General features: G+C 60.8%; 20 protein-coding genes. 5 read left to right on the top strand and 15 right to left on the bottom strand.

Annotated elements, in window-relative coordinates; translation table 11 throughout:
- Positions 1-36: 36 nt before the first annotated feature.
- The 4 genes from RI103_RS39260 to RI103_RS39245 all read right to left on the bottom strand — a co-directional run bounded on the left by RI103_RS39260 (position 37) and on the right by RI103_RS39245 (position 3,511).
- The gene (locus tag RI103_RS39260; protein WP_409077081.1) at positions 37-420 is read right to left on the bottom strand and encodes a transposase; all 384 of its coding nucleotides are present in this window, start codon (positions 418-420) and stop codon (positions 37-39) included.
- A gap of 82 nt (positions 421-502) precedes the next feature.
- On the bottom strand, positions 503-1,036 hold the full coding sequence (locus tag RI103_RS39255) for a TniQ family protein (protein ID WP_310819563.1): 534 nt from the start codon (positions 1,034-1,036) through the stop codon (positions 503-505).
- Positions 1,008-1,877, bottom strand: coding sequence for a TniB family NTP-binding protein (locus RI103_RS39250; protein ID WP_310819562.1), 870 nt, complete (start codon positions 1,875-1,877; stop codon positions 1,008-1,010). The genes RI103_RS39255 and RI103_RS39250 overlap by 29 nt, the downstream gene beginning before the upstream one ends.
- A gap of 8 nt (positions 1,878-1,885) precedes the next feature.
- A complete protein-coding gene (locus RI103_RS39245) occupies positions 1,886-3,511 on the bottom strand; it encodes a Mu transposase C-terminal domain-containing protein (protein ID WP_310819561.1) in 1,626 nt (541 codons plus the stop codon).
- 247 nt (positions 3,512-3,758) lie between these two features.
- Here RI103_RS39245 and RI103_RS39240 point away from each other — a divergent pair, with 247 nt between their 5' ends.
- The 5 genes from RI103_RS39240 to RI103_RS39220 all read left to right on the top strand — a co-directional run bounded on the left by RI103_RS39240 (position 3,759) and on the right by RI103_RS39220 (position 8,021).
- Complete coding sequence (locus tag RI103_RS39240) at positions 3,759-4,286, top strand: cytochrome P460 family protein (protein ID WP_310819560.1); 528 nt, start codon at positions 3,759-3,761, stop codon at positions 4,284-4,286.
- The gene (locus RI103_RS39235) at positions 4,283-5,101 is read left to right on the top strand and encodes an enoyl-CoA hydratase/isomerase family protein (protein ID WP_310819559.1); all 819 of its coding nucleotides are present in this window, start codon (positions 4,283-4,285) and stop codon (positions 5,099-5,101) included. The genes RI103_RS39240 and RI103_RS39235 overlap by 4 nt, the downstream gene beginning before the upstream one ends.
- A 17-nt stretch (positions 5,102-5,118) precedes the next feature.
- Positions 5,119-6,012 (top strand): alpha/beta hydrolase, encoded by an 894-nt coding sequence (locus RI103_RS39230; protein ID WP_310819558.1) that lies wholly within the window; start codon positions 5,119-5,121, stop codon positions 6,010-6,012.
- A gap of 74 nt (positions 6,013-6,086) precedes the next feature.
- Positions 6,087-6,713 (top strand): isochorismatase family cysteine hydrolase, encoded by a 627-nt coding sequence (locus tag RI103_RS39225; protein ID WP_310819557.1) that lies wholly within the window; start codon positions 6,087-6,089, stop codon positions 6,711-6,713.
- 156 nt (positions 6,714-6,869) lie between these two features.
- A complete protein-coding gene (locus tag RI103_RS39220; protein ID WP_310819556.1) occupies positions 6,870-8,021 on the top strand; it encodes an MFS transporter in 1,152 nt (383 codons plus the stop codon).
- Positions 8,022-8,604: 583 nt separating this feature from the next.
- Here RI103_RS39220 and RI103_RS39215 read toward each other — a convergent pair.
- The 11 genes from RI103_RS39215 to RI103_RS39165 form a co-directional block, all read right to left on the bottom strand.
- Entirely contained in the window at positions 8,605-10,059 is a 1,455-nt protein-coding gene (locus tag RI103_RS39215) for an NAD(P)(+) transhydrogenase (Re/Si-specific) subunit beta (protein ID WP_310819555.1), read from the bottom strand.
- Positions 10,059-10,385: an NAD(P) transhydrogenase subunit alpha gene (locus RI103_RS39210; protein ID WP_149672885.1), complete on the bottom strand. Its 327-nt coding sequence runs from the start codon at positions 10,383-10,385 to the stop codon at positions 10,059-10,061. Before RI103_RS39210 ends, RI103_RS39215 begins: the two co-directional genes overlap by 1 nt.
- Positions 10,386-10,412: 27 nt before the next feature.
- Positions 10,413-11,555 carry a Re/Si-specific NAD(P)(+) transhydrogenase subunit alpha gene (locus tag RI103_RS39205; protein ID WP_310819554.1) on the bottom strand — a complete coding sequence of 381 codons (1,143 nt, stop codon included), beginning with the start codon at positions 11,553-11,555 and terminating at the stop codon, positions 10,413-10,415.
- 79 nt (positions 11,556-11,634) lie between these two features.
- Positions 11,635-12,531 (bottom strand): amidohydrolase, encoded by an 897-nt coding sequence (locus RI103_RS39200; protein WP_310819553.1) that lies wholly within the window; start codon positions 12,529-12,531, stop codon positions 11,635-11,637.
- Between the two features lie 88 nt (positions 12,532-12,619).
- Positions 12,620-13,627 carry a substrate-binding domain-containing protein gene (locus tag RI103_RS39195; RefSeq protein ID WP_409077080.1) on the bottom strand — a complete coding sequence of 336 codons (1,008 nt, stop codon included), beginning with the start codon at positions 13,625-13,627 and terminating at the stop codon, positions 12,620-12,622.
- Positions 13,628-13,657: 30 nt separating this feature from the next.
- A complete protein-coding gene (locus RI103_RS39190) occupies positions 13,658-14,647 on the bottom strand; it encodes an ABC transporter permease (protein ID WP_310819552.1) in 990 nt (329 codons plus the stop codon).
- Between the two features lie 73 nt (positions 14,648-14,720).
- Positions 14,721-16,217 carry a sugar ABC transporter ATP-binding protein gene (locus tag RI103_RS39185; protein ID WP_310819791.1) on the bottom strand — a complete coding sequence of 499 codons (1,497 nt, stop codon included), beginning with the start codon at positions 16,215-16,217 and terminating at the stop codon, positions 14,721-14,723.
- A 223-nt stretch (positions 16,218-16,440) separates the two neighbouring features.
- The gene (locus RI103_RS39180; protein ID WP_310819551.1) at positions 16,441-17,442 is read right to left on the bottom strand and encodes a transketolase family protein; all 1,002 of its coding nucleotides are present in this window, start codon (positions 17,440-17,442) and stop codon (positions 16,441-16,443) included.
- A complete protein-coding gene (locus tag RI103_RS39175) occupies positions 17,439-18,281 on the bottom strand; it encodes a transketolase (RefSeq protein WP_310819550.1) in 843 nt (280 codons plus the stop codon). Before RI103_RS39175 ends, RI103_RS39180 begins: the two co-directional genes overlap by 4 nt.
- Positions 18,282-18,324: 43 nt before the next feature.
- On the bottom strand, positions 18,325-19,653 hold the full coding sequence (locus tag RI103_RS39170) for an MFS transporter (RefSeq protein WP_310819549.1): 1,329 nt from the start codon (positions 19,651-19,653) through the stop codon (positions 18,325-18,327).
- Between the two features lie 78 nt (positions 19,654-19,731).
- Complete coding sequence (locus tag RI103_RS39165; protein ID WP_310819548.1) at positions 19,732-20,481, bottom strand: SDR family NAD(P)-dependent oxidoreductase; 750 nt, start codon at positions 20,479-20,481, stop codon at positions 19,732-19,734.
- Between the last annotated feature and the right edge of the window lie 88 nt (positions 20,482-20,569).

Raw genomic sequence — 20,569 nt, 5'->3', positions numbered from 1 at the left:
CGCGTCGAGCAGTAGTTGAGTTTCAAGACAATCGGGTCATGCTGCTGCGGGTGCTAGCGGCGGATACATGGGATGGCGTTGCCACGCATCGGCGTCGTAGCGTTCGTTCTTTGCAAGCATCGCCCACAGCATTCGGGCATGCTTGTTGGCAATTGCAATCAGCGTCTTGTGATAGCCCTTGAGTTCGTGAAGCTGCCCGATCCACCGTTGCAGCCGGCTTGCGTGCGTGTGGTCGGCATGCAACGCCGACTGCAATGTGCTTCGGGCGCCCTGAACGGGCAGTGTGCGCGGATAGACGTCTCCACGCAGGCTGAAATGCCCCAGCCGGGTCCTGCCGCCCGAGCTGTGCTGTCGCGGCGTCAGGCCCAGCCAGGCGCCAAACTGTCTGCCATTTCTGAAGACCTTCGCGTCGGGCACCATGGCCTCGCGCGCGCTTGATGTTGAAGTTCGCAGATTCTGCTAATGATGTCCGTTGAAGCGCTAATCGTGTCCGTTAATTCCGCTAACGCAACCGGTGGGTGTCTTTGAACTTACGCATCTCGCGATAACGGCTGATCGCTCGCAGTGCGGCATCAAAGTGACCCGAGGTCCGAAATACAGAGGCGGGAACTGTTTCCAGAAGCGTGTGATGCACCGTGCAGAACTCTACTGTCGGTTCCAGCCATTCGCGCTTCCAGCGAGGTGCCGATACGTCTGCGTCATTCAGCACCAGGCATCTAAAGCAGTACGGCATGTAGCGCCGATCGCTGAGCCACGCCGAAGGCGTCTGGATGTGTCTCAACCTATCCTCTTCAAGGCGAGCCAGCGATGCGAATCGTCGCAGCGCGGAGTGTGAAACTGCAGGGAAGAGAATCCATCCAGCAGTACCTAGCGCAGGCAGCGGCTCGCTCGCGCTCATTTCCCAGAGCATCCCAAGGCTCAGCTGATATCGTGCTGCGATACGGCCCAGCCAGCAACCAAAGGCTTCTTCATAGAAAGGCCTGGGAGCGATCGGCCATGGAGCAACGCTAGGTTGCGACTCGGCTGACTTGCTCAAGATGCGCGATGCCAATGAATTCGTCGCCGTTGCGAATCGACAGCTCGGCGGCGTCGTTTAGTAACGCGGATATCTCGCCGGTCAGTCCGTCGGTCGCGCTCAGAACAAACTGTACGATCTCGCGTCGCGCCAGATCCGATGGCTTGCGAAGCGGTAGCACCCGTTCGAATGCCGCGAGAAGCCGCCGCAACCCGTCGCTCTCCCGCCACCGGGGGATTTCGAACGGCCTATAACGACTTATCATTTGGGTATCCGTTTGAAGCGCCAGCACCGCGTCACGAGTGCCAACCAGAACCATACTGATCTGAAGGTCGTTGGCGAGGAACTTGAGGAGGTTCAGCGATGCCCGCTGCTCGCGATACGAGCCCGCGAGTAGGTGGTGCACCTCATCGACGACCAGCATTCGCGGCGACATTCGTTTTAGAATCTCGCGAGCTAATCGTTCGAGGGATGCCAGGCCGGCAGCCGCATTGTGGGGGGCGCCCAGCTCGAACAATAGACCCGAATAGAATCGATGCTGGTCGGGGGTGGGTGGCATCTGCATCGCGACGACCGGACAATGTTCGACACCGCTTCGTTCGTCAAATTCGCTGGGATGCGCACGCCGGAATTTGGCCATGATTTTCGTCTTGCCAATATTTGAATCTCCGTGCAGCAACAGGCATGGCATCCGGTCGCGGCGTGGCGTTTCAAATAGGCGCTCAAGTTGCTGCAGAGCTTGCGTCGCGCGAGGATAATCAATCCAGCGGTCGCGCAAAAGTCCGAGAATTCGTTCGTCCCTCCCAAGCTCAGCCTGCTTTCTGGCGACCGGTAGCAAATGCGCAAGCGTCCCATCCTTCATGTGGCACCTCACCATTCCTCGACGTTGAAAGCCTGAACTGGCGCAGCATAGTCGACCGTTTCAGCCTCCTCAGTTGTCGCACGCGTGAACGGCAAAATTCGGTCGAGCAACTCACCCAATGGCGGCCTATTTTTTCGTGACCGACGACGTGCACGGGCCGTAGCCTGCCTGGCTTTGACAATGATGCGCCGCTGCTCTTCTATCGTCCTGAAAATCAGGGCCTCCGACACAGCTCTCTGCCCTTCTGACCGAATCGCTTGCAACGCAGCCCGGTGTTCGAAAAGAGAAATGGCCGGTCGCCGCAAGTCCGCGTACCGGACTTCCAGGTATTCGCCGCGTCCTGCCGTCACAAAAACACGCGAAAGATCCTCAGGATGGTATCGAACCGTGACGCTTCGTCCGGTCTGTCGCCACGCGACGAATATGGGATGCCAGTAACGAATGTGAAACAACGTAAGTCCGTTATCCTGGACAGTCCTGTGCGCAACAGGCAAAAACCGGATCAGAAAGCTGAGTTCAGCGTCGTTCGCGGCGGGCAGCTGCCGCGAATCAGGATTGCGCGCAAGCATCTGCCATGTGTCAGCCGGGGTTGCCCCAAGCAGCCCACGATGCGGAACGTGGTGGTAGCGTCTGGCGATCTCAATTGCGAGCCATTGCTCGAATTCTCGAAGCGTCAACGACGCTGTCTTTTCGGACCGCCGTGCCTTTCGGCCTTTGGGGGAAGAACCCGTGGCTCCTGGCAGGCCTCGGACGCGCTCCATCAGCGTGCGGTTGAACCGCTCAATGTGACCGCCGAAATGAGGACGCCCGACCGGACGGTACATGAGGTGGATGCCGAATTCCCTACATCCACTACGAAGAGCCCTGCTCTTGAACTCGGCAGCATTATCGAGATGGAGAACTCGCGGAATTCCCCGCATCGGCCAATCTGCGTCCGCCTCGATCTTGGCAAGCCAGGGAGCCTTGGAAAGGGCCGCTCTGGTCAGCAGCAATCCAACGGTAGCCGCTCCCGGACGGTCCATGCTGACGTAAAAACTCAACACGCATCTGGTCGCCACGTCCAGAGCGATAGTTAGCCAGGGGCGGCCGATCACACGTCTGTCGTATTCGCTCACCAGAAACACATCTGCTTGTGTATGGTCGACCTGAACGATTTCCAGAGGATACTTTGCGACAAGCGAGCCTGGAGGAATCATCGCGTCTGGGAGCGCCGCACGCTTCAGAGCATCGACCTCGCGATGCTGCGCCCACCGTCGGCCAATCGTGGTCCGGCTTGGTGGTTGCAGCCCGGCGAGTTCGCATCGACGCCGAATCTCCAATACAAGATCGGTTGCGGGATGCGCCAACTGTCTTTGAGCAGGCAGCCAGACGTGGACTGCTTCGTCGATCACAGTGTCAACTGCACCTGCCAACCGACGCTTCCCCTCTGAAGGACCGCTGCGCTTCGGGATGACAGCACTCGCAACCGGGTTTGCGAGAAACTTCCGCCGCAATCGATAAACCGTTGTCCAATGAACGCCCAGCAGTTTCGCGGCTACTAATGCAAGCTTTTTCGAGAGTGGTCCACGCCCCAGCGGCCGGAGAATGTCTGCTACTTCCGCAGCGCGATTAGCCGCTTCCTCCGAAACCGCCATTTGCCGCTCCTTGTTGAGCTTCGTCAGACGCGTTAGCGCAATTAAAGGACAGGACGAACGCGTTAGCAAAATAAACGGACATCCGCGCGTCCATGCGTTGCCGAAACGCAACGCACAAAAAGACGTGCAGAACTGCTGATATGCCTTTATTCGTGGGAGAAAACCGAAATCTTACATTAGCGTAGTCTATGGACACGATTAGCAGTTACTACGGACGGCAACACCAATCATGAGACAAACGGCTTTGATGCTGGTGGCGACCGCTGCGCTGGCCGGCGGAGGCGCCTGCATGGTTCAGGCAGCCACGGATGCGGGCGCAACGAACGCCTCGCATGACATCGCGCTTCCGGCCGGATACCGCGACTGGACATTGATCTCCGTGGCGAGAGAGGAGGGCAGAATCGACGATCTACGCGCGATCCTGGGCAACGAAGCGGCGATTGAGGCGTTGCGGAAAGGCAGATATCCGTTGCCGGATGGAGCGGTCATCGCGCGCCTCGCATGGAGTTATGACGAACTTGGGGAGAGCGCACAAGCGTTTGGCCAATCCCAGTCGCATGTCGCCGGACATCCGAAGAACGGCGTCCAACTCATGGTCAAGGACGCGACGAAATATGCGTCGACGGGGGGCTGGGGCTACGCCCAGTTCGATCCGGGCAAGTCCTACAGCACGGCTGATCAACACGCCTGTTTTGCCTGTCACTCGGTCGTGAAGGACCGCGACTTTGTTTTCAACCGCTTTGCACCCGACTTGCCAACTGGAACGCACCCATGATCTTTGAAACGCTCACGGCAGATCTTGAAGGTGCGGTGCTGTTCGTGGAAATCTCCGCGCCGCCTATGAATCTTCTCGGGCCTGAACTCGTTCGCGACCTGGTCACGCTTATTCAGTATGCGGAAGCCGACGATGGCATTAACGTACTCGTATTCAGGAGTGCCGACCCCGACTATTTCATCTCCCACGTTGATGTAACGCGGGTCAAGGAGTATCGGCAGGAGGCGGCGAAGCTGACCGGCGAGGCATCTATTGCGTTGCTGTTCCGCCATCTGAGCGCCAGCCGGCTCGTTTCCATTGCACAAATCGAAGGACGCGTACGCGGTGCGGGCAGCGAGTTTGTGCTGGCGTGCGACATGCGCTTTGCCGCGCGAGAGTCTGCCGTGTTCAGCCAGATGGAGCCTGCCTTCGGATTGATACCTGGCGGGGGCGCTGTCCAGTTCCTCACACGCCTGATGGGCCGGGGCCGGGCGCTCGAGGTGATGCTAAGCGCGTCGGACTATGACACGGAACTCGCGGAAAGGTATGGATGGATCAACCGGGCGATGCCTGCGGAGATGCTCGACGAATTCGTCGCTTCGCTCGCACGGCGCATCGCCAGGTTTCCGAGGGCCGGACATGCCGTGGTGAAGGACCGTGTCAATGCCATCACGCTCGCCGCTATCGCGGACTTCCGCCGTGATTCCGATCTCTTCGGCGAGAACGTGAGGCAGCCCGAAGCACAACGCAGGGTTGGCGCCGCTTTGGCGCGCGGGTTTCAGACCCGGGAGGTGGAATTGAAGCTGGCCCGGATGCTGGGCGAACTAGACGACTGAAAGACAGGAGTGAACTGATGTTTGAAAAGCAGGAAATCAGCATCCCCGCAGAGGGCGGAATCGAACTGTCGGCATGGTTGTACGTGCCGGCGCACCGCAAGGCCCCACTTCCGGCAATTACCATGGCGCACGGTTTCGCGGGCACAAAATACCACGGCATAGAGCCGATGGCCAAAGCCTTCGCCGAAGCCGGCTTCGTCGTGCTACTGCACGATCACCGCAACTTTGGCGATAGCGGCGGTCAGCCCAGACATGACATCAATCCGTGGCAGCAGATCACCGACTGGCGCCGGGCGATCTCCTATCTGCAGGAGCGGCCGGAAGTGGACGAGAATCGCTGCGGACTCTGGGGCACAAGCTTCGCCGGCGGGCATGCCATCGTGCTCGGCGCCACGGACCGGCGCCTGAAGGCAGTGGTGGCACAAGTGCCCACCATCGATGGCCATGCCGCTGGCCTTCGCCGTGTCGCCCCGGAAGCCGTCGCCGAACTCGAAGCAAGATTCGCAGCCGACGAACGCGCTCAGCTCTCGGGCGAGCCGCCGGCGATGCAGACGATTGTCACCGACGATGCCGTCAGGCACGCTTCCTACAAGGCTGCGGATGCCGTCAGCTTCTACCTTCGCGCTGTGCCGGAGGGCGTTTGGGAGAACAAGGTCACGGTCCGTTCGATGCGGTGGTCTCGCATGTATTCGCCCGGTGAGTATGTCGATCGCGTGTCCCCCACTCCGCTACTGATGCTGGTGGCAGAGCACGATCACATTGCTGTGGCTGATCTGGCGCTCAAAGCATACCAGCGTGCGTTGGAACCGAAGCGGCTGGTCATGATCAAGGGTGGACACTTCGACCCCTACCTGGATGGGTTCGAAACGGCATCGCGCGCGGCCATCGACTGGTTTAATGCACATCTCTGATGCGCGGAGTTGTCGTGGCCGCCGCGAGCCGTATTAACGTTTTCAATCGGGTCAACACCTTGGGAGTAGTGCAGATGAGTGACGTAACCTACAGCGCGAAGTCGACAGCCCTGCTGTTTGTCGACCCTTATAACGACTTCCTCTCAGAGGGCGGCAAGGTTTGGCCGTTCATCAAGGACGTGGCCGAAGAAGTCGGACTGCTCGACAACCTGCACACCATCAACAAGGCAGTGCGGGATGCCGGGATTCAGGTTGTCATCGTGCCGCATCGCCAGTGGCGACCAGGCGATTACGAGTGCTGGTGCCATCCGAGCCCGAGCCAGCGCAAGATCATGCAAGGCCATCACTTCGCATACGGCGAATGGGGAGGCGACTGGCATCCGGATTTTGGGCCGCAAACCGGCGACATCGTCGCACACGAACACTGGGGTTCGAGTGGCTTTGCGAATACGGATCTCGATCTCCAGCTGAAACAGCGCGGCATCACGCAGGTGGTGGTGGTGGGCCTGCTGGCGAACACCTGCATCGAGGTCACGGCGCGATATGCAACGGAACTTGGGTACCACGTAACGCTTGTCAAGGACGCCACGGCGGCGTTCAGGCGCGAGATGATGCACGCGGCCCATGAACTGAACGGGCCGACGTACGCGCACAGCATCGTCGATACACGTGAACTCGTTGAGGCGCTGTCAAAGACCTGAGCAGTCGCGCCGGATGAACGTCAGCCATGCTCTTTGCGGCATAACCTACGCTGATGTTCATCCACAGACTGTCATCGATAAAATCAATTATGTAGTATGACGAAATTATTATCCGCTGAGACAACGCCGGACGTCACCCGCCGTCACGTCTTCCTGATGGCCGTCAATTGCGCGCTCGCCGTGTCGGCGATTTACTACCACCAGCCGCTGTTGCCGCAGATCGCGTCGACGTTCGGCGTAACAGCGACGCATGCTAATCTTATCGCCACGCTGACACAGCTCGGGTATGCAGCGGGCCTGCTGTTCGTCGTGCCGCTCGCTGACGCCGTACAGCCGCGCAAGCTGGCCTGTATCGCGATCGTCGCAAATGCGGTTGCGCTGCTCGCCTGCGCAGCAGCGCCGACATTCTTCCTGCTCGCCGCGTCTACTTTCTCCGTCGGCCTTACTGCGGTAAGCGCTCAGATCATCATTCCCGCTGTTGCAGCACGAGCAACGCCGTCCACGCGTGGGCGTGTCGTCGGCTGGTTGCTGGGCGGGCTTTCCTCAGGTGTCTTGCTGGCGCGCATCGTGAGCGGTATCGTGGGCGCTCACTTTGGCTGGCGAGCGATCTTCGTGCTTGCATCGACCGTTGACATCGCACTCGTTATCGTTCTTAGCAAACTCCCCGTCTCGACAGGGTTGGCTACGGTCCGCTACCGCAAGCTCATGCATTCGCTGGTGGCGTTGCTTCGCGAGGAACGACTGCTGCGCATTTCTGCTGCGTCGGGCTTTCTGGTTTTCGCAGCTTTCAACGCGGTTTGGGCGACGCTCGCGGCGTTACTAGTGCGGCCGCCCTACGCCTTTGGTCCAGCGACCATCGGCGCATTCGGCCTGGTTGGGTTCCCCGGCCTTCTGATGTCACCGCACATCGGAGCCGTCATCGACCGGATCGGCGCTCGTCACATGGCTTGCGCTGGGGCGGTCACCGTCGGCGCGGCTTTCCTGTTTGTCGCCGCGGGTGGGAGCAGACTGGCTGCGCTGATGTTCGGCATGATTCTCCTCGACGTAGGCAACCGCGTCTGCCTCGTCGCTAACCAGACGCTGATTTATGCGCTGCGCCCCGAGGCGCGAAGCCGCCTGAACACGGTGTTCTTTGTGTGGTGCTTCCTCGGTGGCGCTGCTGGCGCCGCACTCGGTGGCTATGGTGCTCGTCATGGCGCCTGGCGGGGACTGGCGGCGGTCGGCGCGGCTATCGCGCTTGTGGCGATAGCGGTCAATGCACTCGCCTATAGAGGATTGAGTACGGTCGTTGCTGACAGGCGCGTATAACCAAAGCCGGTGACGAAGGAATCTCAAGCCCTTCCACTGAGAACCCTGAATAAGGGGCCACCCCGCAGGACGATCACTTCCAATGCTGGTGCAAGACGAATCGCCGACCGCCAAGTTGGACATCGGTGCGTTGACATTTGAAATCGTGTTGCGACCGAATCTGAGGATTCGATCACACGACAAACCTGTCGCCCATGACGGGATGATGAGCCTACGTCCGAAGTGACGAAAGTCACACAAGAGAAAGCGCGCCGCTATACGAAAAGCGTACATGCGGAATGACCGAAATCGACAGCGAAGCGGCCACCGTCGCTAACACTCTGAATAGCCGGAGAGGGTCGGGAGTACTCACTGGCGACTGGCCGCTTCCGGGAAGCGGATTTTCAGTGGCTGCTTTCCGGCGACGAATTCGAAGAGCGGATTGACGCAACCCGACCCGCTACAGCCAGTCACGCGAGAGTGGCGACTGTCCGAACCCTGGCTGAAAAGAGCCGGTCAGAGCTGCGCTTTGGGGCTGGACAAGGGACGGTTATCGCGAAGCTCCCCCGGCTCTGTAACACCACCGTAGCGACACGCATACCGATCAATCGACCGACTTCACCATATCCTCGATTACCTTCTTCGCGTCGCCGAACACCATCATCGTCTTGTCCATGTAGAACAGGTCGTTGTCGAGCCCGGCATAGCCCGCCGCCATCGAGCGCTTGTTGACGATCACCGTCCTCGCCTTGTACGCCTCGATGATCGGCATGCCCGCGATCGGCGACTTCGGATCGTTCTTCGCGGCCGGATTCACCACGTCGTTCGCGCCGAGCACCAGCACCACGTCGACCTGGCCGAACTCGCCGTTGATGTCGTCCATTTCGAACACCATGTCGTACGGCACTTCGGCTTCCGCGAGCAGCACGTTCATGTGCCCCGGCATCCGGCCGGCTACCGGGTGAATCGCGTACTTCACCTCGATGCCCTTCTCGACCAGCTTGTCGGTCAGCTCCTTCAACGCATGCTGCGCGCGCGCCACCGCGAGGCCATAACCCGGCACGATCACCACGGTTTCCGCATTGCCGAGCATGAACGACGCATCATCTGCTGACCCCGATTTCACCGGACGCTGCTCGGCTGAACCACCCGCCGCCGCCGCACCCGGCTCGTTGCCGAAGCCGCCGAGAATCACGTTGAAGAACGAACGGTTCATCGCGCGGCACATGATGTACGACAGAATCGCACCGGATGAGCCTACCAGCGAGCCCGCGATGATCAGCATCGGATTGTTCAGCGAGAAGCCGATGCCCGCCGCCGCCCAGCCCGAGTACGAGTTCAGCATCGACACGACCACCGGCATGTCCGCGCCGCCGATCGGAATGATGATCAGCACGCCGAGCACGAACGCGATGATCGTCATGATGATGAACGGCAGCCACGACTGCGTGAGAAAGAAGATGATGCCGAAGCCGAGCATCGCGATCGCCAGCACCAAGTTGATCAGATGCTGGCCGCCGTACACGACCGGCGCACCCTGGAAGAGGCGGAACTTGTACTTGCCCGACAGCTTGCCGAACGCGATCACTGAGCCGGAGAACGTGATCGCGCCGACGAACGTGCCGATGAACAGCTCGATGCGATTGCCGAAAGGCAGGAAGCCCGGAATCGGATACTCGGGATCGACGAGGCCGAACGCGGCCGGCTCCGAGACCACCGCATACGCGATGCAGACTGCCGCGAGACCGATCAGCGAGTGCATCGCCGCGACGAGCTCGGGCATCTTGGTCATCTCGACGCGCGCGGCGACGAACGCACCGATCGCGCCGCCGATCACCAGCGCGACCAGCAGCAGGCCGAGTCCCAGACCAAGGTTCGAGCCCAATGCCGAAGCCTGTTTGGCGATCAGCGCGATGGTCGTGAGGATCGCAATCGCCATCCCGACCATGCCGAAGGTGTTGCCGACGCGCGCCGTCTTCGGATTCGAGAGCCCCTTGAGCGCCTGAATGAAGCAGACCGACGCGACCAGATAAAGCAGCGTGACGAGGTTCAGGCTCATTACGCATTCTCCTTGGCAGCTGCGGGGAGCTTCTTGGGTTCCTTCTTGCGGAACATCTCCAGCATTCGCCGCGTGACGAGAAAGCCGCCGAACACGTTGACCGCGGCGAGCGCGACCGCGAGCGTGCCGAAGAACTTGCCGGGGCCGCCGAGCGTGAGGCCGGCTGCCAGCATTGCGCCGACGATCACGATGGCCGAAATCGCGTTGGTCACGGCCATCAGCGGCGTGTGCAGGGCGGGCGTGACATTCCAGACCACGTGGTAGCCGACGTAGATCGCCAGCACGAAGATGATCAGGTTAATGACGGTGTGGTTGATGACTTCCATCGCCGTTCTCCAAGGTAGTTGTTCGCTTCAGGCCTTGCGTGTGACTGCGCCGTCGCGAGCCAGCAGCGTGGCCGCGACGATGTCATCCGCGAGATCGATGTTCAACGCGCCTTCCTTCGTGATGATCAGCTTGAGGAAGTCAAGCAGGTTGCGCGCGTACAACGACGACGCGTCGGCGGGCACCATTGAAGCCAGGTTTGTATAGCCGACGATCTGCACACCATGCCTGACCACCACCTGATCGGCCTCGGTCAGCGGACAGTTGCCGCCGCGCCGGCCTTCGTACTCCGGGCCGCGGCCCGCCGCGAGATCGACCAGCACGGAGCCCGGTTTCATCGCCTGCACGGTTTCGACCGAGATCAGCGTCGGCGCGGGCCGCCCCGGAATCAGCGCGGTGGAGATCACCACGTCCGCCTGCTTCGCCCGCTCGTGGACCAGCGCCGACTGGCGCGTGAGCCACGACGGCGGCATCGGCCGCGCATAGCCGCCGACGCCTTGCGCGGCTTCGCGCTCCTCGTCGGTTTCGTAGGGCACGTCGAGAAACTTCGCGCCGAGCGATTCGATCTGCTCTTTCACGGCCGGCCGCACGTCCGACGCCTCGATCACCGCGCCCAGGCGCTTGGCGGTCGCGATCGCCTGCAGGCCGGCCACGCCCGCGCCGAGAATCAGCACGCGCGCGGCTTTCACGGTGCCCGCGGCGGTCATCAGCATCGGCATGAAACGCGGATAGAGTGTCGCCGCCAGCAGCACCGCCTTGTAGCCGGCAATGTTCGCCTGCGACGACAGCACGTCGAGGCTCTGCGCGCGCGTGGTGCCCGGCGCGGCTTCGAGCGCGAACGCGGTGACGCCGGCCGCGGCCAGCTTGCCCGCGTTGTCGGCGCTAAACGGATCGAGCATGCCGACCAGCGTCGCGCCGCGCTTGAGCAGCGGCAGCTCGGTGTCGGCGGGGGACTGGACTTTGAGGACGAGATCGGCGCCAAAGGCGGTGGCCGGGTCGACGATCTCCGCCCCGGCGGCCGTAAGGGCGTCGTCAGGAAAGCTCGCGCCGGCGCCGGCGCCGCTCTGGATCGTGACCCGGTGGCCCTGAGTCACGTATTTCTTGACCGTTTCGGGCGTGGCGGCAACGCGGGTTTCGTGCGCGCGCGTCTCGGCTGGCACTCCGATGTGCATCTTGAATTCCTTCCGTGTACGCCAGGGACAGCGCCTGTTTAGTTCATCCTGGCGCTGGCCTGGCTGCAAATTCGCGAGGCTACAGCCTGTAGACTCGCTCTGCATTGTCGTGAAAGAGCGCGCGACGTTCATCGTTCGAGAAGTTACGAGTGATGGCTTTGAACGCATTGAAGACGTCGTCGTAACTGCTGAAGAGCTTGTCGACCGGGAAGTTACTCGCGAACATGCAACGCTGCGTACCGAACGCGTCGATCGCATCAAGGACGAATGGGCGGATACTGTCTGTCGTCCAGTGCCAATCACCCATGCCGAGCCCCGATATCTTGCAGAACACGTTCGGCGCGGACGCGAGCGATTTCATGGCTGCTCGCCACGCGGCGATCTCGTCGGCATCCCGATCGACCGGCATACCCGTATGGTTCAGCACCATTGATGTGTCCGGAAATTTCCTGGCAAGCGCCAGTGCCTCCGCCATCTGCGTGTAGTAAAGCTGCAGATCGAACGACAGATCATGGCGTTTCAACAGGCTATACCCCCGTTGCCACTGGGCATCGCTCATCAGATGCGGTTGGTCGATAAACGTTTTGACCGGATCTCGATGGTAGTTGAGGCACTGGCGGATGCCCCGAACGTTCGGAAATGTGCAGTGTTCCTCGATCGTCTGCTGAACGCCTGGCGAAGTAAGGTCTGCAAAAGCCACAATCCCGTGAGGGTATCCATGCTGGTCCGCCACGCCTTGCAGCCAGCGGGTCTCCGCTACCGGATCGTTGTGGTCATATTCCACCTGCAGGTGGACCGTTTTGACGACATTCTGATTCTTGATGTCTTCCCGAAAGTCGTCGATAAGATAGTCGCGGCGGATCGCTGAGTAGTCGCCAAAGACTCGCTCCAGCATTTCGTCTTGCAACCAGGGATAGCGCCCGGTTTTCAGATCGTACAGGTGATGATGGGGGTCGATGATCGGCAGATTGTCCACGTTGCCTCCTGATTGGGTCGTCGGAATTGCGCGGGTTGGCAACCGGCGGCGCAAGCTGCCGGCTGTCGTCCCGGTAGGTATAAGCGCCTTAGTACTTCCCGGCTGACGGCGGATACACCCGCTGGACTACCTTTTGAGCATCGGGCTGGTCGATGCTGTCCTTTGTCACAAGAGGCTCTTTCAACGCGAGCTGCTGCGTTGTCGGCTTCCCCGTCAGTGCATTGAATACCTGCGTCGTTGCGTCGATGCCCTGCCCTACGGCTTCCTGCAGGAACAACCCCTGAATCGCGCCATCGCGTAGCAACTTGATGGTGGTGGGGCTTCCGTCAGCGGTCACGACCGCGACCTTCCCTGTCATGCCTCGCGTCTGCAGTGCCTTGGCGGCGCCCGTGCCAGCCTCGTCGTACATCCCGTACAACGCGCGGATGTCCGGGTGCGCAGTCAGGATGTCATTCGCCTGAGCGACGGCCTCGGATACCGTGAGCCCATGCGTTTCGAGCATCTGCGTCAAATCGCAGCCGTCAGCCTTGAACGATTCCTTCGCCCCGGCCAGATACTTCTGCGCGTTCTCGCGATCCTGGGGGAGGGACAACATGCCAATCTTGTTGCTTCCGCGCTCCTTTGCCAGCTTGCAAACATAGGCACCCTGCGCTTTTCCGGTCTCGTAGTTGTTCGCGGTTACAGCGGATGTGTAGTCTGTCTGGCCTGCCTGCGGGCCGATTCCCGCAAACGCAACAGGCACCTGCTTTTCTTTGAGCATCCGCAGTACCGGCGGCGTGCTCGTGGAGCTCACCGGTCCCATCACGATTGCGCTGACGCCGCGTGTAAGCGCGGTGCGCACGTTGTCCATCTGCTTGGCGGGAGAGTTCTCCGAGGTCAGCTCGATGTAGTTCATCCCGAGTTCCTTGGCCCTTTCCTTGACGCCGTAGCCAACCCACTGCCAGTAAGAGATGTCCAGTGAAGGCGCGATATACGCCACCGTTTTGACATCCGCCGCGTTGGCTGGATGAGCCGTCACCGACAGGCTCAATGCGATCGAAGCGAAAGCAATGGCGCGCACGGGAAAGCGCATCGTTTGAGCAATGCTGTTAAACATGAAATGTCTCCGTTTAGCTAGTGTCCGGCTCTATCGCCGGGCTTTGGTCACGCGGTCGATCAGCACCGCAATGAGGATGACGACACCAGTGACGGTGCCCTGCCAGAAGCTATTGACGCCGATGAGGTTTGCGCCGTTCTGGATGATGGTGATCATCAGCGCGCCCAGCAGCGCGCCGATCGCAGACCCCGTGCCACCGAACAGGCTTGCGCCACCGATAACCACGGCGGCGATTGCCTGAAGCATGAGGCTCGATCCCGCCGTGGCTTCGGCGTTACCGATGTAGGAGACGCTGACCAGCCCGGAAAACGATGCGAGCAGGCCTGACAGGACGTACGCCGCCATCCGTACCCGGTTGACTGGAATGCCAATGACGCGCGCCGACGAGCTACTACTACCGATCGCGTAAAGCCAACGGCCGGCAACGAGCTTGCGAAGGCAAAGCTCAATGGCGATCAGCAGCACCGCGCACCAGAGCACATAGTTCGGCACGCCCGGAATGAGCGTTCCAGCGTCCAGTAGCCAGAAATTGGGATCGGAGATCGGCAGCGAGTGCCCATCGGTCACGATAAACGAGAGGCTCCCAGCGATCGCATAGGTGCTCAACGTCACCACGAACGGCGCCAGCCCAACGTAAGTCACCAGTGCGCCGTTGATGCCTCCGATCAACAGACCGATCGACAAACCTGCGGCACTGCTCGCAAGAGCACTGAACCCGTGTGCCATGGTGAGTCCCGTGATCATCCCCGTCAGGGAGAAAACGGAACCTACGGAAAGATCAATGCCGCCGGTAATGACGACGAGCAGCACGCCAAACGCCATGATGACGAGCGGCGCAGAAGCCTGCGCGACATTTGAGACATTGCCGACCGATAGCGCAGCCGGCACGATGAAGCCTACAGCCAGCTCCATCACGATGATAGCGATCGCAATCGCGATCTCGGTTCGATAAAGGTTCAACAAGCGACTGCGGCCGCGATGACGTGATGCGTCTGCAACGGGTTGGGTGATCGTCTTCATGTTCGTCTCCATTGATTAATTGAGCCGACGTCTTATGCGCCATTCTCAAACAGGTATTTACCGGCAGTTGCCTTCAGGCGGCCATGCCCGTCGCGTGGGCGAGTTCGGCCTCGTTGATCTGGTGGTCTTTCAGGACCGAAGTCGGGAGTCCGTCCGGGTCGAACGCGAGCACGGTGTCGCACAACTCAACCAGTTCCACGTATTCGGTCGACCACCACACGATGATTGCTCCCTGTGCCGCCATCTCGCGAATCAGCGCATAGATCTCCTGTTTGGTACGAATGTCGACGCCACGCGTCGGCTCTCCGAGCACCAGCACTGTCGGCTTCAACTTGAGCCAGCGCGCGATCAGCAGCTTCTGTTGCGTTCCCCCGCTGAGCGTCGCCGGCAGATCCCAAAGGGAACCGGCACGAATACTCAGTGCATCGAGAAGGTCGTTGCCCTGCGCTACCTCTTCGCGGCGCACGGTACGCTTTCGTCCGACAACGCGCGCCGATGCGGCAAGGTTGTCGACAATCGGAAGATTCGCAAGAATCCCCTTGTTCGCCCTGTCTCCGGAGACAAAGCCGACGCCGTCACGCGCGGCGGTCGATGGGCGTCGATAGCTGACGGCTGTCCCGTTCCGGGTGATCGACCACTTGTTTGACGTTGAGACCCCGATGAGGGCGTCCATCAGGGCCTCGGGGCCAGCGGGCGGTCCGGCGAGACCGAGGATCGCGCCCGCGGCGATCTCGAGATCGATGCCATTGGTTTGAATGCGCAAGTCATTGGGCATCGCGGCGTCGCCGCCGTTGCGGCGCTCAAGCGCTCTGCGTTGGGCGCGAGGCTCCGAGCGTGCCGTGTCCAAAGCGGCCTGGCCCATTTGCTCGACAATTTCAGCGTCGGTGATGGACGTCAGCGCGACGCGGTCAACAGCGGTCTGGCCGTTCCTGATGATGGTGCAGACGTCCGCAATCTGACGGATCTCCCGCATGCGATGTGACACGAACAGCACCGCGAGCCCCTTGTCTACCGTCAATCGCCGAATCACGGTGAACAGTCGCTCGGTCTCGCCCGCTGTCAGGTTGGCGGTCGGTTCGTCGAGCAGCAGTAACGACGCACCGGAGTCCAGTGCGCGAGCGATCTCGACAAGTTGCCGTTCGTGCAGGCTCAGGTCGGCAACAAGCCGGTCGACCGAGACGTGCGCGAATGTCGGGTCGATCAGGGACAGTGCATCCACGGCTATCCGGCGCGCTTCGCTGGCGTTGAACAGGCCGTATCCGCGGCGACTGCGCGGTAGCGCGATATTCTCGGCCACCGTGAGATGCGGCAGCAGCGCGAGTTCCTGGTTGACAACGGCAATAGTGTTTTCGTCGCTCGACTCAGCGGCGCCCGATGACGCGCTATTCTGTGAAAACTCGAGGCTGCCTCCGTCGCGTTCGATTTGCCCTGAAATGATCTTGATGAAAGTGGACTTTCCGGCTCCATTGCCGCCGAGAAAAGCATGTACTTCTCCCGCAGCTACCGACAGGTCGAAGCCTTTGAGGACGCTCGTCGGACCGTAACTTTTCACGATACCGCGCGCGGTCATAAGATAAGGCAGTGTGTTCACAGACTCTCCTTCGTTCGGGCTGGTGCGCGACCTGGTTCCGGATTAATATTATGTAGTACTATGTTTTATTGGATTATTCGTGGATTGATCCGCTCACGTTTCTTGCGTCTTCCCGTGACGGTGTGCCGACGAACTGACTCACCGTCACGGCTCTCAATGCTGTGGCCCCGACTTGCCTATCCCGTCGGGAGATTCCCTGCGCTCATCCGAGCCAACTCTTGATCGTGCTCGCCATGACGTTGGTCGAGATGCCGTAGCGGTCGTGCAAGGTCGGCAGCGCGCCCGCAGCGAGGAACTCATCGGGCAGTGCAATTTGACGGTACATCGGCGTGACGCCAGCCGTGAGCAGCGTGGTTGCGACCGCTTCTCCGAGACCACCGATCACCGTATGGTTCTCGGTCACCACGACCATCCGGCCCGTGCGCCTCGCTTCGCGCAGGATCGTCTCCGTGTCGAGGGGCTTGATGGTCGGCACATGCAACACGCCGACGCCAACGTTGTCCGCCTCGAGCGCCTTCGCGACTTCCAGCGAGCGCATGGTCATGATGCCCGACGAGATGATCAGCACCTCGGCGCCGTCGCGCAGCAGCTTCGCCTTGCCGAGTTCAAACTGATAGTCGTATTCATCGAGCACGGCCGGAACGTTGCCACGCAGCAAGCGCGCATACACCGGACCGTTATGCGCGGCGATCGCGGGCACCATCTGCTCGGTATCGAGCGCGTCGCACGGATCGATGACCGTCATGTTCGGCATCGCACGCATCAGGGCAAGATCCTCGGCCGCCTGGTGGCTCGGGCCATAGCCGGTCGTGAGGCCAGGCAACGCGCAGATGATCTTCACGTCGAGGTTGTCTTCCGCAATCGCCTGGTGCATGAAGTCATACGCACGACGGGTCGCAAACACGGCGTATGTCGTCACGAACGGCTGGCTGCCTTCATGCGCCATACCGGCGGCCGCGCCCATCAGCAACTGCTCGGCCATGCCCATCTGGTAGTAGCGCTCCGGGAATTCCTTGCCAAAGATGTGCAGGTCGGTGTACTTGCCGAGGTCGGCAGTCATACCTACTACGTTCGTCTTCTCCCGAGCCAGTTGGGCCAATGCATGACCGAACGGAGCGGAACGCGTGACCTGCCCTTCGCCGGCGATCGATGCAATCATCGCCGACGTCTTCAGACGCGGCTTTTGGGTGGTGGTGTCGCTCATGCTTGTCTCCCTGCTTCGAGTGCTGCGAGCGCCAGTTGCCACTCATGGGCATCGACGCGGATGAAGTGATTCTTTTCCCGTTCTTCGAGGAACGGCACGCCGCAGCCCATGCGGGTATCGCAAACGATAATCCGGGGCTGCGCTTTCGGATGATGGCGTGCGGCATCGAAGGCGGTCTTGACTGCGTCAATGTCGTTGCCGTCCACGCGCTGCGTGAACCAGCCAAATGCTTCGAGTTTCTCGACGAGCGGCTCGAACGCCATGATTTTCGAGGAGGGACCGTCGGCCTGCTGATTGTTGACGTCGACCATGGCGATCAGGTTGTCCAGTTTCCAGTGAGCGGCCGACATCAGGCCCTCCCAGATCGCGCCTTCATCGAGTTCGCCGTCGGAGAAGAGCGTGTAGACGAAGGCCTTTGAGCCCTTGCGCTTCAGTCCCAGACAGCGGCCCACCGCGATCGTGAGACCGTGGCCGAGCGAGCCGCCGGACATCTCCATGCCGGGCGTGTAGCTCGCCATGCCGGACATCGGCAACCGGCTGTCGTCGCTGCCGTAGGTCTCGAGTTCTTCCGGTGGCAGGAAGCCGGCTTCGAAAAGCGCGGCGTAAAGCGCGATCGCATAGTGGCCGTTGGACAGCAGGAAGCGGTCGCGGCCTTCCCATTCGGGATTGTCGGCCCGGTAGCGCATCGCACCGAAGTAGGCAACCGCGAGTACATCAGCGATGTCGAGGGCCTGGCCGATATAGCCTTGTCCCTGCACTTCGCCCATCAGCAAGGCGTTTCTGCGAATCCGGTAGGCGCGCTCGGCGAGCGTCACCGCATCTGATGACGGACTGTTCATGGTGTCTCCTTGATTAAAAAGTGAGTCTTTGCAGCAGACGGTGTCAGCGATTGACAGTTTTGGCCGGCACGAGGAAAACAAGCCCGGCACCGATGACGACAGCGACGGAGATAAAGATGAGCCCGGCCGTCGACTTGCCGGTCAGGTCGTTCAACCAGCCGACAATGGCCGGCGAGAAGAAGCCTGCGAGATTGGCGAAGCAGTTCACCGCGGCGATGCCCGCCGCTGCGGACATGCCGCCAAGGAGCGCGGTCGGCAGTGACCAGAACTGCGACGACGAAGCTAGGATGCCGGCGGCGGCCACGCTGACGCACACCAGCGACGCGCCGATTCCACCCAGCATCGGAAGCGTGGCAAAGCCGGCCGCCGATACGAGCATCGGGATCGCAAGATGCAGACGCCGTTCGCGGTGGCGGTCAGCGCTTGCGCCTACCAGCGGAAGCACAATGATGGCGCACAGGTAAGGAATGGCCGTGAAGATACCGACCCACAGAGGGTCGGCGACGCCCGACTTGCGGATGATCGTCGGCAGCCAGAACGTCAGCCCATATTGACCGAGCACGACGCAAAAGTAGATGGCGGCCATCAACCACAAACGACGATCGCCGATGAAAGACCTGATCGATACATGGGCGACCTTGTGGGCGTTGTCGTTCGCCACGTTGCGTGCGAGGAGCGCTTTTTCCGCATCAGTGAGCCACTTCGCGACGGCGATGCCATTGTCGAGGTAGAGCAGGATGGCGACACCCAGGATCAGCGATGGCGCCGCCTCGAGGATGAACAGCCACTTCCAGCCCGCCAACCCCTGTACGCCGTGGAACGCATGCAGGATGAAACCGGAGAGCGGTCCGCCAAGTATCCCTGCGAGGGGAATCGCCATGAAGAAGAGGGACAGTGCCTTTGCGCGCCGCGCTGCGGGAAACCAGTAGGTCAGGTACAGGATAACGCCCGGTGCGAATCCCGCCTCGGCCACGCCCAATAGAAAGCGCAGAACATAGAAGGTGGTGGGCGACTTGACGAAGACAAAGGAGGCCGAGATCACGGCCCACGTCAGCATGATGCGGGCGAGCCAGTTTCGTGCGCCCACCTTGTGCAACATGAGATTGCTCGGTACCTCGAAGAGGAAATAACCGAGGAAGAAAATACCGGCGCCGAATCCGTACACGGTTTCGCTGAATCGCAGGTCGTTGAGCATCTGCAGTTTCGCGAAGCCCACGTTGACACGATCGAGATAAGCGCCCAGATAGCACAGCATCAGAAACGGTATCAAGCGCCGTCCGACCTTGGCATACGTTTTTGATTCGAAACTCGCCGGATCGGCGAGCGATGTGACATCGCCCGTCATTGACGGCGCGGTGGCCTTCGTTTTCATGGTTGTCTCCTGCCATATCGCCCCGGGTTTTCCCCGGGTGCATTGACCCATCCGCCGCCATCGCGACGGATGTCGTACTTAGTGAATCAGCATGCCGCCGTTGACGTCGAGCGTGATGCCGGTGAGATACGCCGACAGGTCGCTCGATAGGAACAGGCAGGCGTTCGCGACGTCGGCGGCATCGCCGAGCCGGCCGAGCGGAATGCCCTTGATGATGTCGGCGCGCATCTCTGTCGTGAGCTTGTCGCCGGTGATGTCGGTCTGGATGAGGCCCGGTGTGATCGAGTTGACGCGGATGTTGTCCGCCCCGAGTTCGCGCGCCATGGCACGAGCGAGGCCAAGTACGCCCGCTTTCGCGGCGCTGTAGTGAGGACCGCCGAAGATGCCGCCGCCGCGTTGCGCGGAAACGGATGACATGCAGATGATGCTGCCGCTTTTTTGCTTTCTCATCTGCGGTATGACCGCTTGCGACATGTAGAGCGTGCCGCGCAGGTTCACGTCGATGACCGCATCGAAGTTCTCGGCTCCGATGTCCATCGTCTTCAAAGGCTGGGTGATGCCTGCGTTGTTGATAAGGCCATCAACACGGCCGTACTTCTCGGTGACCGCCCTGGCGGCAGCCACGCATGCTGCCTTGTCGGTCACATCGCAGGCGAGGCCAAGGTGTCCTTCGCCGAGATCGCGCGCAGCGCTTTCAGCGTCTTCCTTTTTAAGGTCCAGAATCACCACTCGTGCGCCTTGCGCAGCCAGTGCTTTTGCGGTTGCCTTGCCGATACCCCGCGGCGAAGCTGCACCCGTGACGATTACCACTTTGCTGTCGAGCAACATATTTGTCTCCATCGATCGTGTTAGTTGGTAGACGCAGTTTCAGCGCTTCAACCATCCCAATCAATGCAGTTCGGCTCAACTATTGCTG

This window comes from Paraburkholderia sp. FT54, from assembly GCF_031585635.1.
GTDB lineage: Bacteria > Pseudomonadota > Gammaproteobacteria > Burkholderiales > Burkholderiaceae > Paraburkholderia.
Note: the sequence above shows the minus strand (reverse complement) of the source record. Positions and strands in the feature narration are given on the sequence as shown.

Coding starts and splice junctions, on each gene's coding strand:
- RI103_RS39260 (WP_409077081.1), bottom strand. CDS start 420: ATGGTGCCCGACGCGAAGGTCTTCAGAAATGGCAGACAGTTTGGCGCC.
- RI103_RS39250 (WP_310819562.1), bottom strand. CDS start 1,877: ATGAAGGATGGGACGCTTGCGCATTTGCTACCGGTCGCCAGAAAGCAG.
- RI103_RS39245 (WP_310819561.1), bottom strand. CDS start 3,511: ATGGCGGTTTCGGAGGAAGCGGCTAATCGCGCTGCGGAAGTAGCAGAC.
- RI103_RS39240 (WP_310819560.1), top strand. CDS start 3,759: ATGCTGGTGGCGACCGCTGCGCTGGCCGGCGGAGGCGCCTGCATGGTT.
- RI103_RS39235 (WP_310819559.1), top strand. CDS start 4,283: ATGATCTTTGAAACGCTCACGGCAGATCTTGAAGGTGCGGTGCTGTTC.
- RI103_RS39230 (WP_310819558.1), top strand. CDS start 5,119: ATGTTTGAAAAGCAGGAAATCAGCATCCCCGCAGAGGGCGGAATCGAA.
- RI103_RS39225 (WP_310819557.1), top strand. CDS start 6,087: ATGAGTGACGTAACCTACAGCGCGAAGTCGACAGCCCTGCTGTTTGTC.
- RI103_RS39220 (WP_310819556.1), top strand. CDS start 6,870: ATGGCCGTCAATTGCGCGCTCGCCGTGTCGGCGATTTACTACCACCAG.
- RI103_RS39215 (WP_310819555.1), bottom strand. CDS start 10,059: ATGAGCCTGAACCTCGTCACGCTGCTTTATCTGGTCGCGTCGGTCTGC.
- RI103_RS39210 (WP_149672885.1), bottom strand. CDS start 10,385: ATGGAAGTCATCAACCACACCGTCATTAACCTGATCATCTTCGTGCTG.
- RI103_RS39205 (WP_310819554.1), bottom strand. CDS start 11,555: ATGCACATCGGAGTGCCAGCCGAGACGCGCGCGCACGAAACCCGCGTT.
- RI103_RS39195 (WP_409077080.1), bottom strand. CDS start 13,627: ATGTTTAACAGCATTGCTCAAACGATGCGCTTTCCCGTGCGCGCCATT.
- RI103_RS39190 (WP_310819552.1), bottom strand. CDS start 14,647: ATGAAGACGATCACCCAACCCGTTGCAGACGCATCACGTCATCGCGGC.
- RI103_RS39185 (WP_310819791.1), bottom strand. CDS start 16,217: ATGACCGCGCGCGGTATCGTGAAAAGTTACGGTCCGACGAGCGTCCTC.
- RI103_RS39180 (WP_310819551.1), bottom strand. CDS start 17,442: ATGAGCGACACCACCACCCAAAAGCCGCGTCTGAAGACGTCGGCGATG.
- RI103_RS39175 (WP_310819550.1), bottom strand. CDS start 18,281: ATGAACAGTCCGTCATCAGATGCGGTGACGCTCGCCGAGCGCGCCTAC.
- RI103_RS39170 (WP_310819549.1), bottom strand. CDS start 19,653: ATGAAAACGAAGGCCACCGCGCCGTCAATGACGGGCGATGTCACATCG.
- RI103_RS39165 (WP_310819548.1), bottom strand. CDS start 20,481: ATGTTGCTCGACAGCAAAGTGGTAATCGTCACGGGTGCAGCTTCGCCG.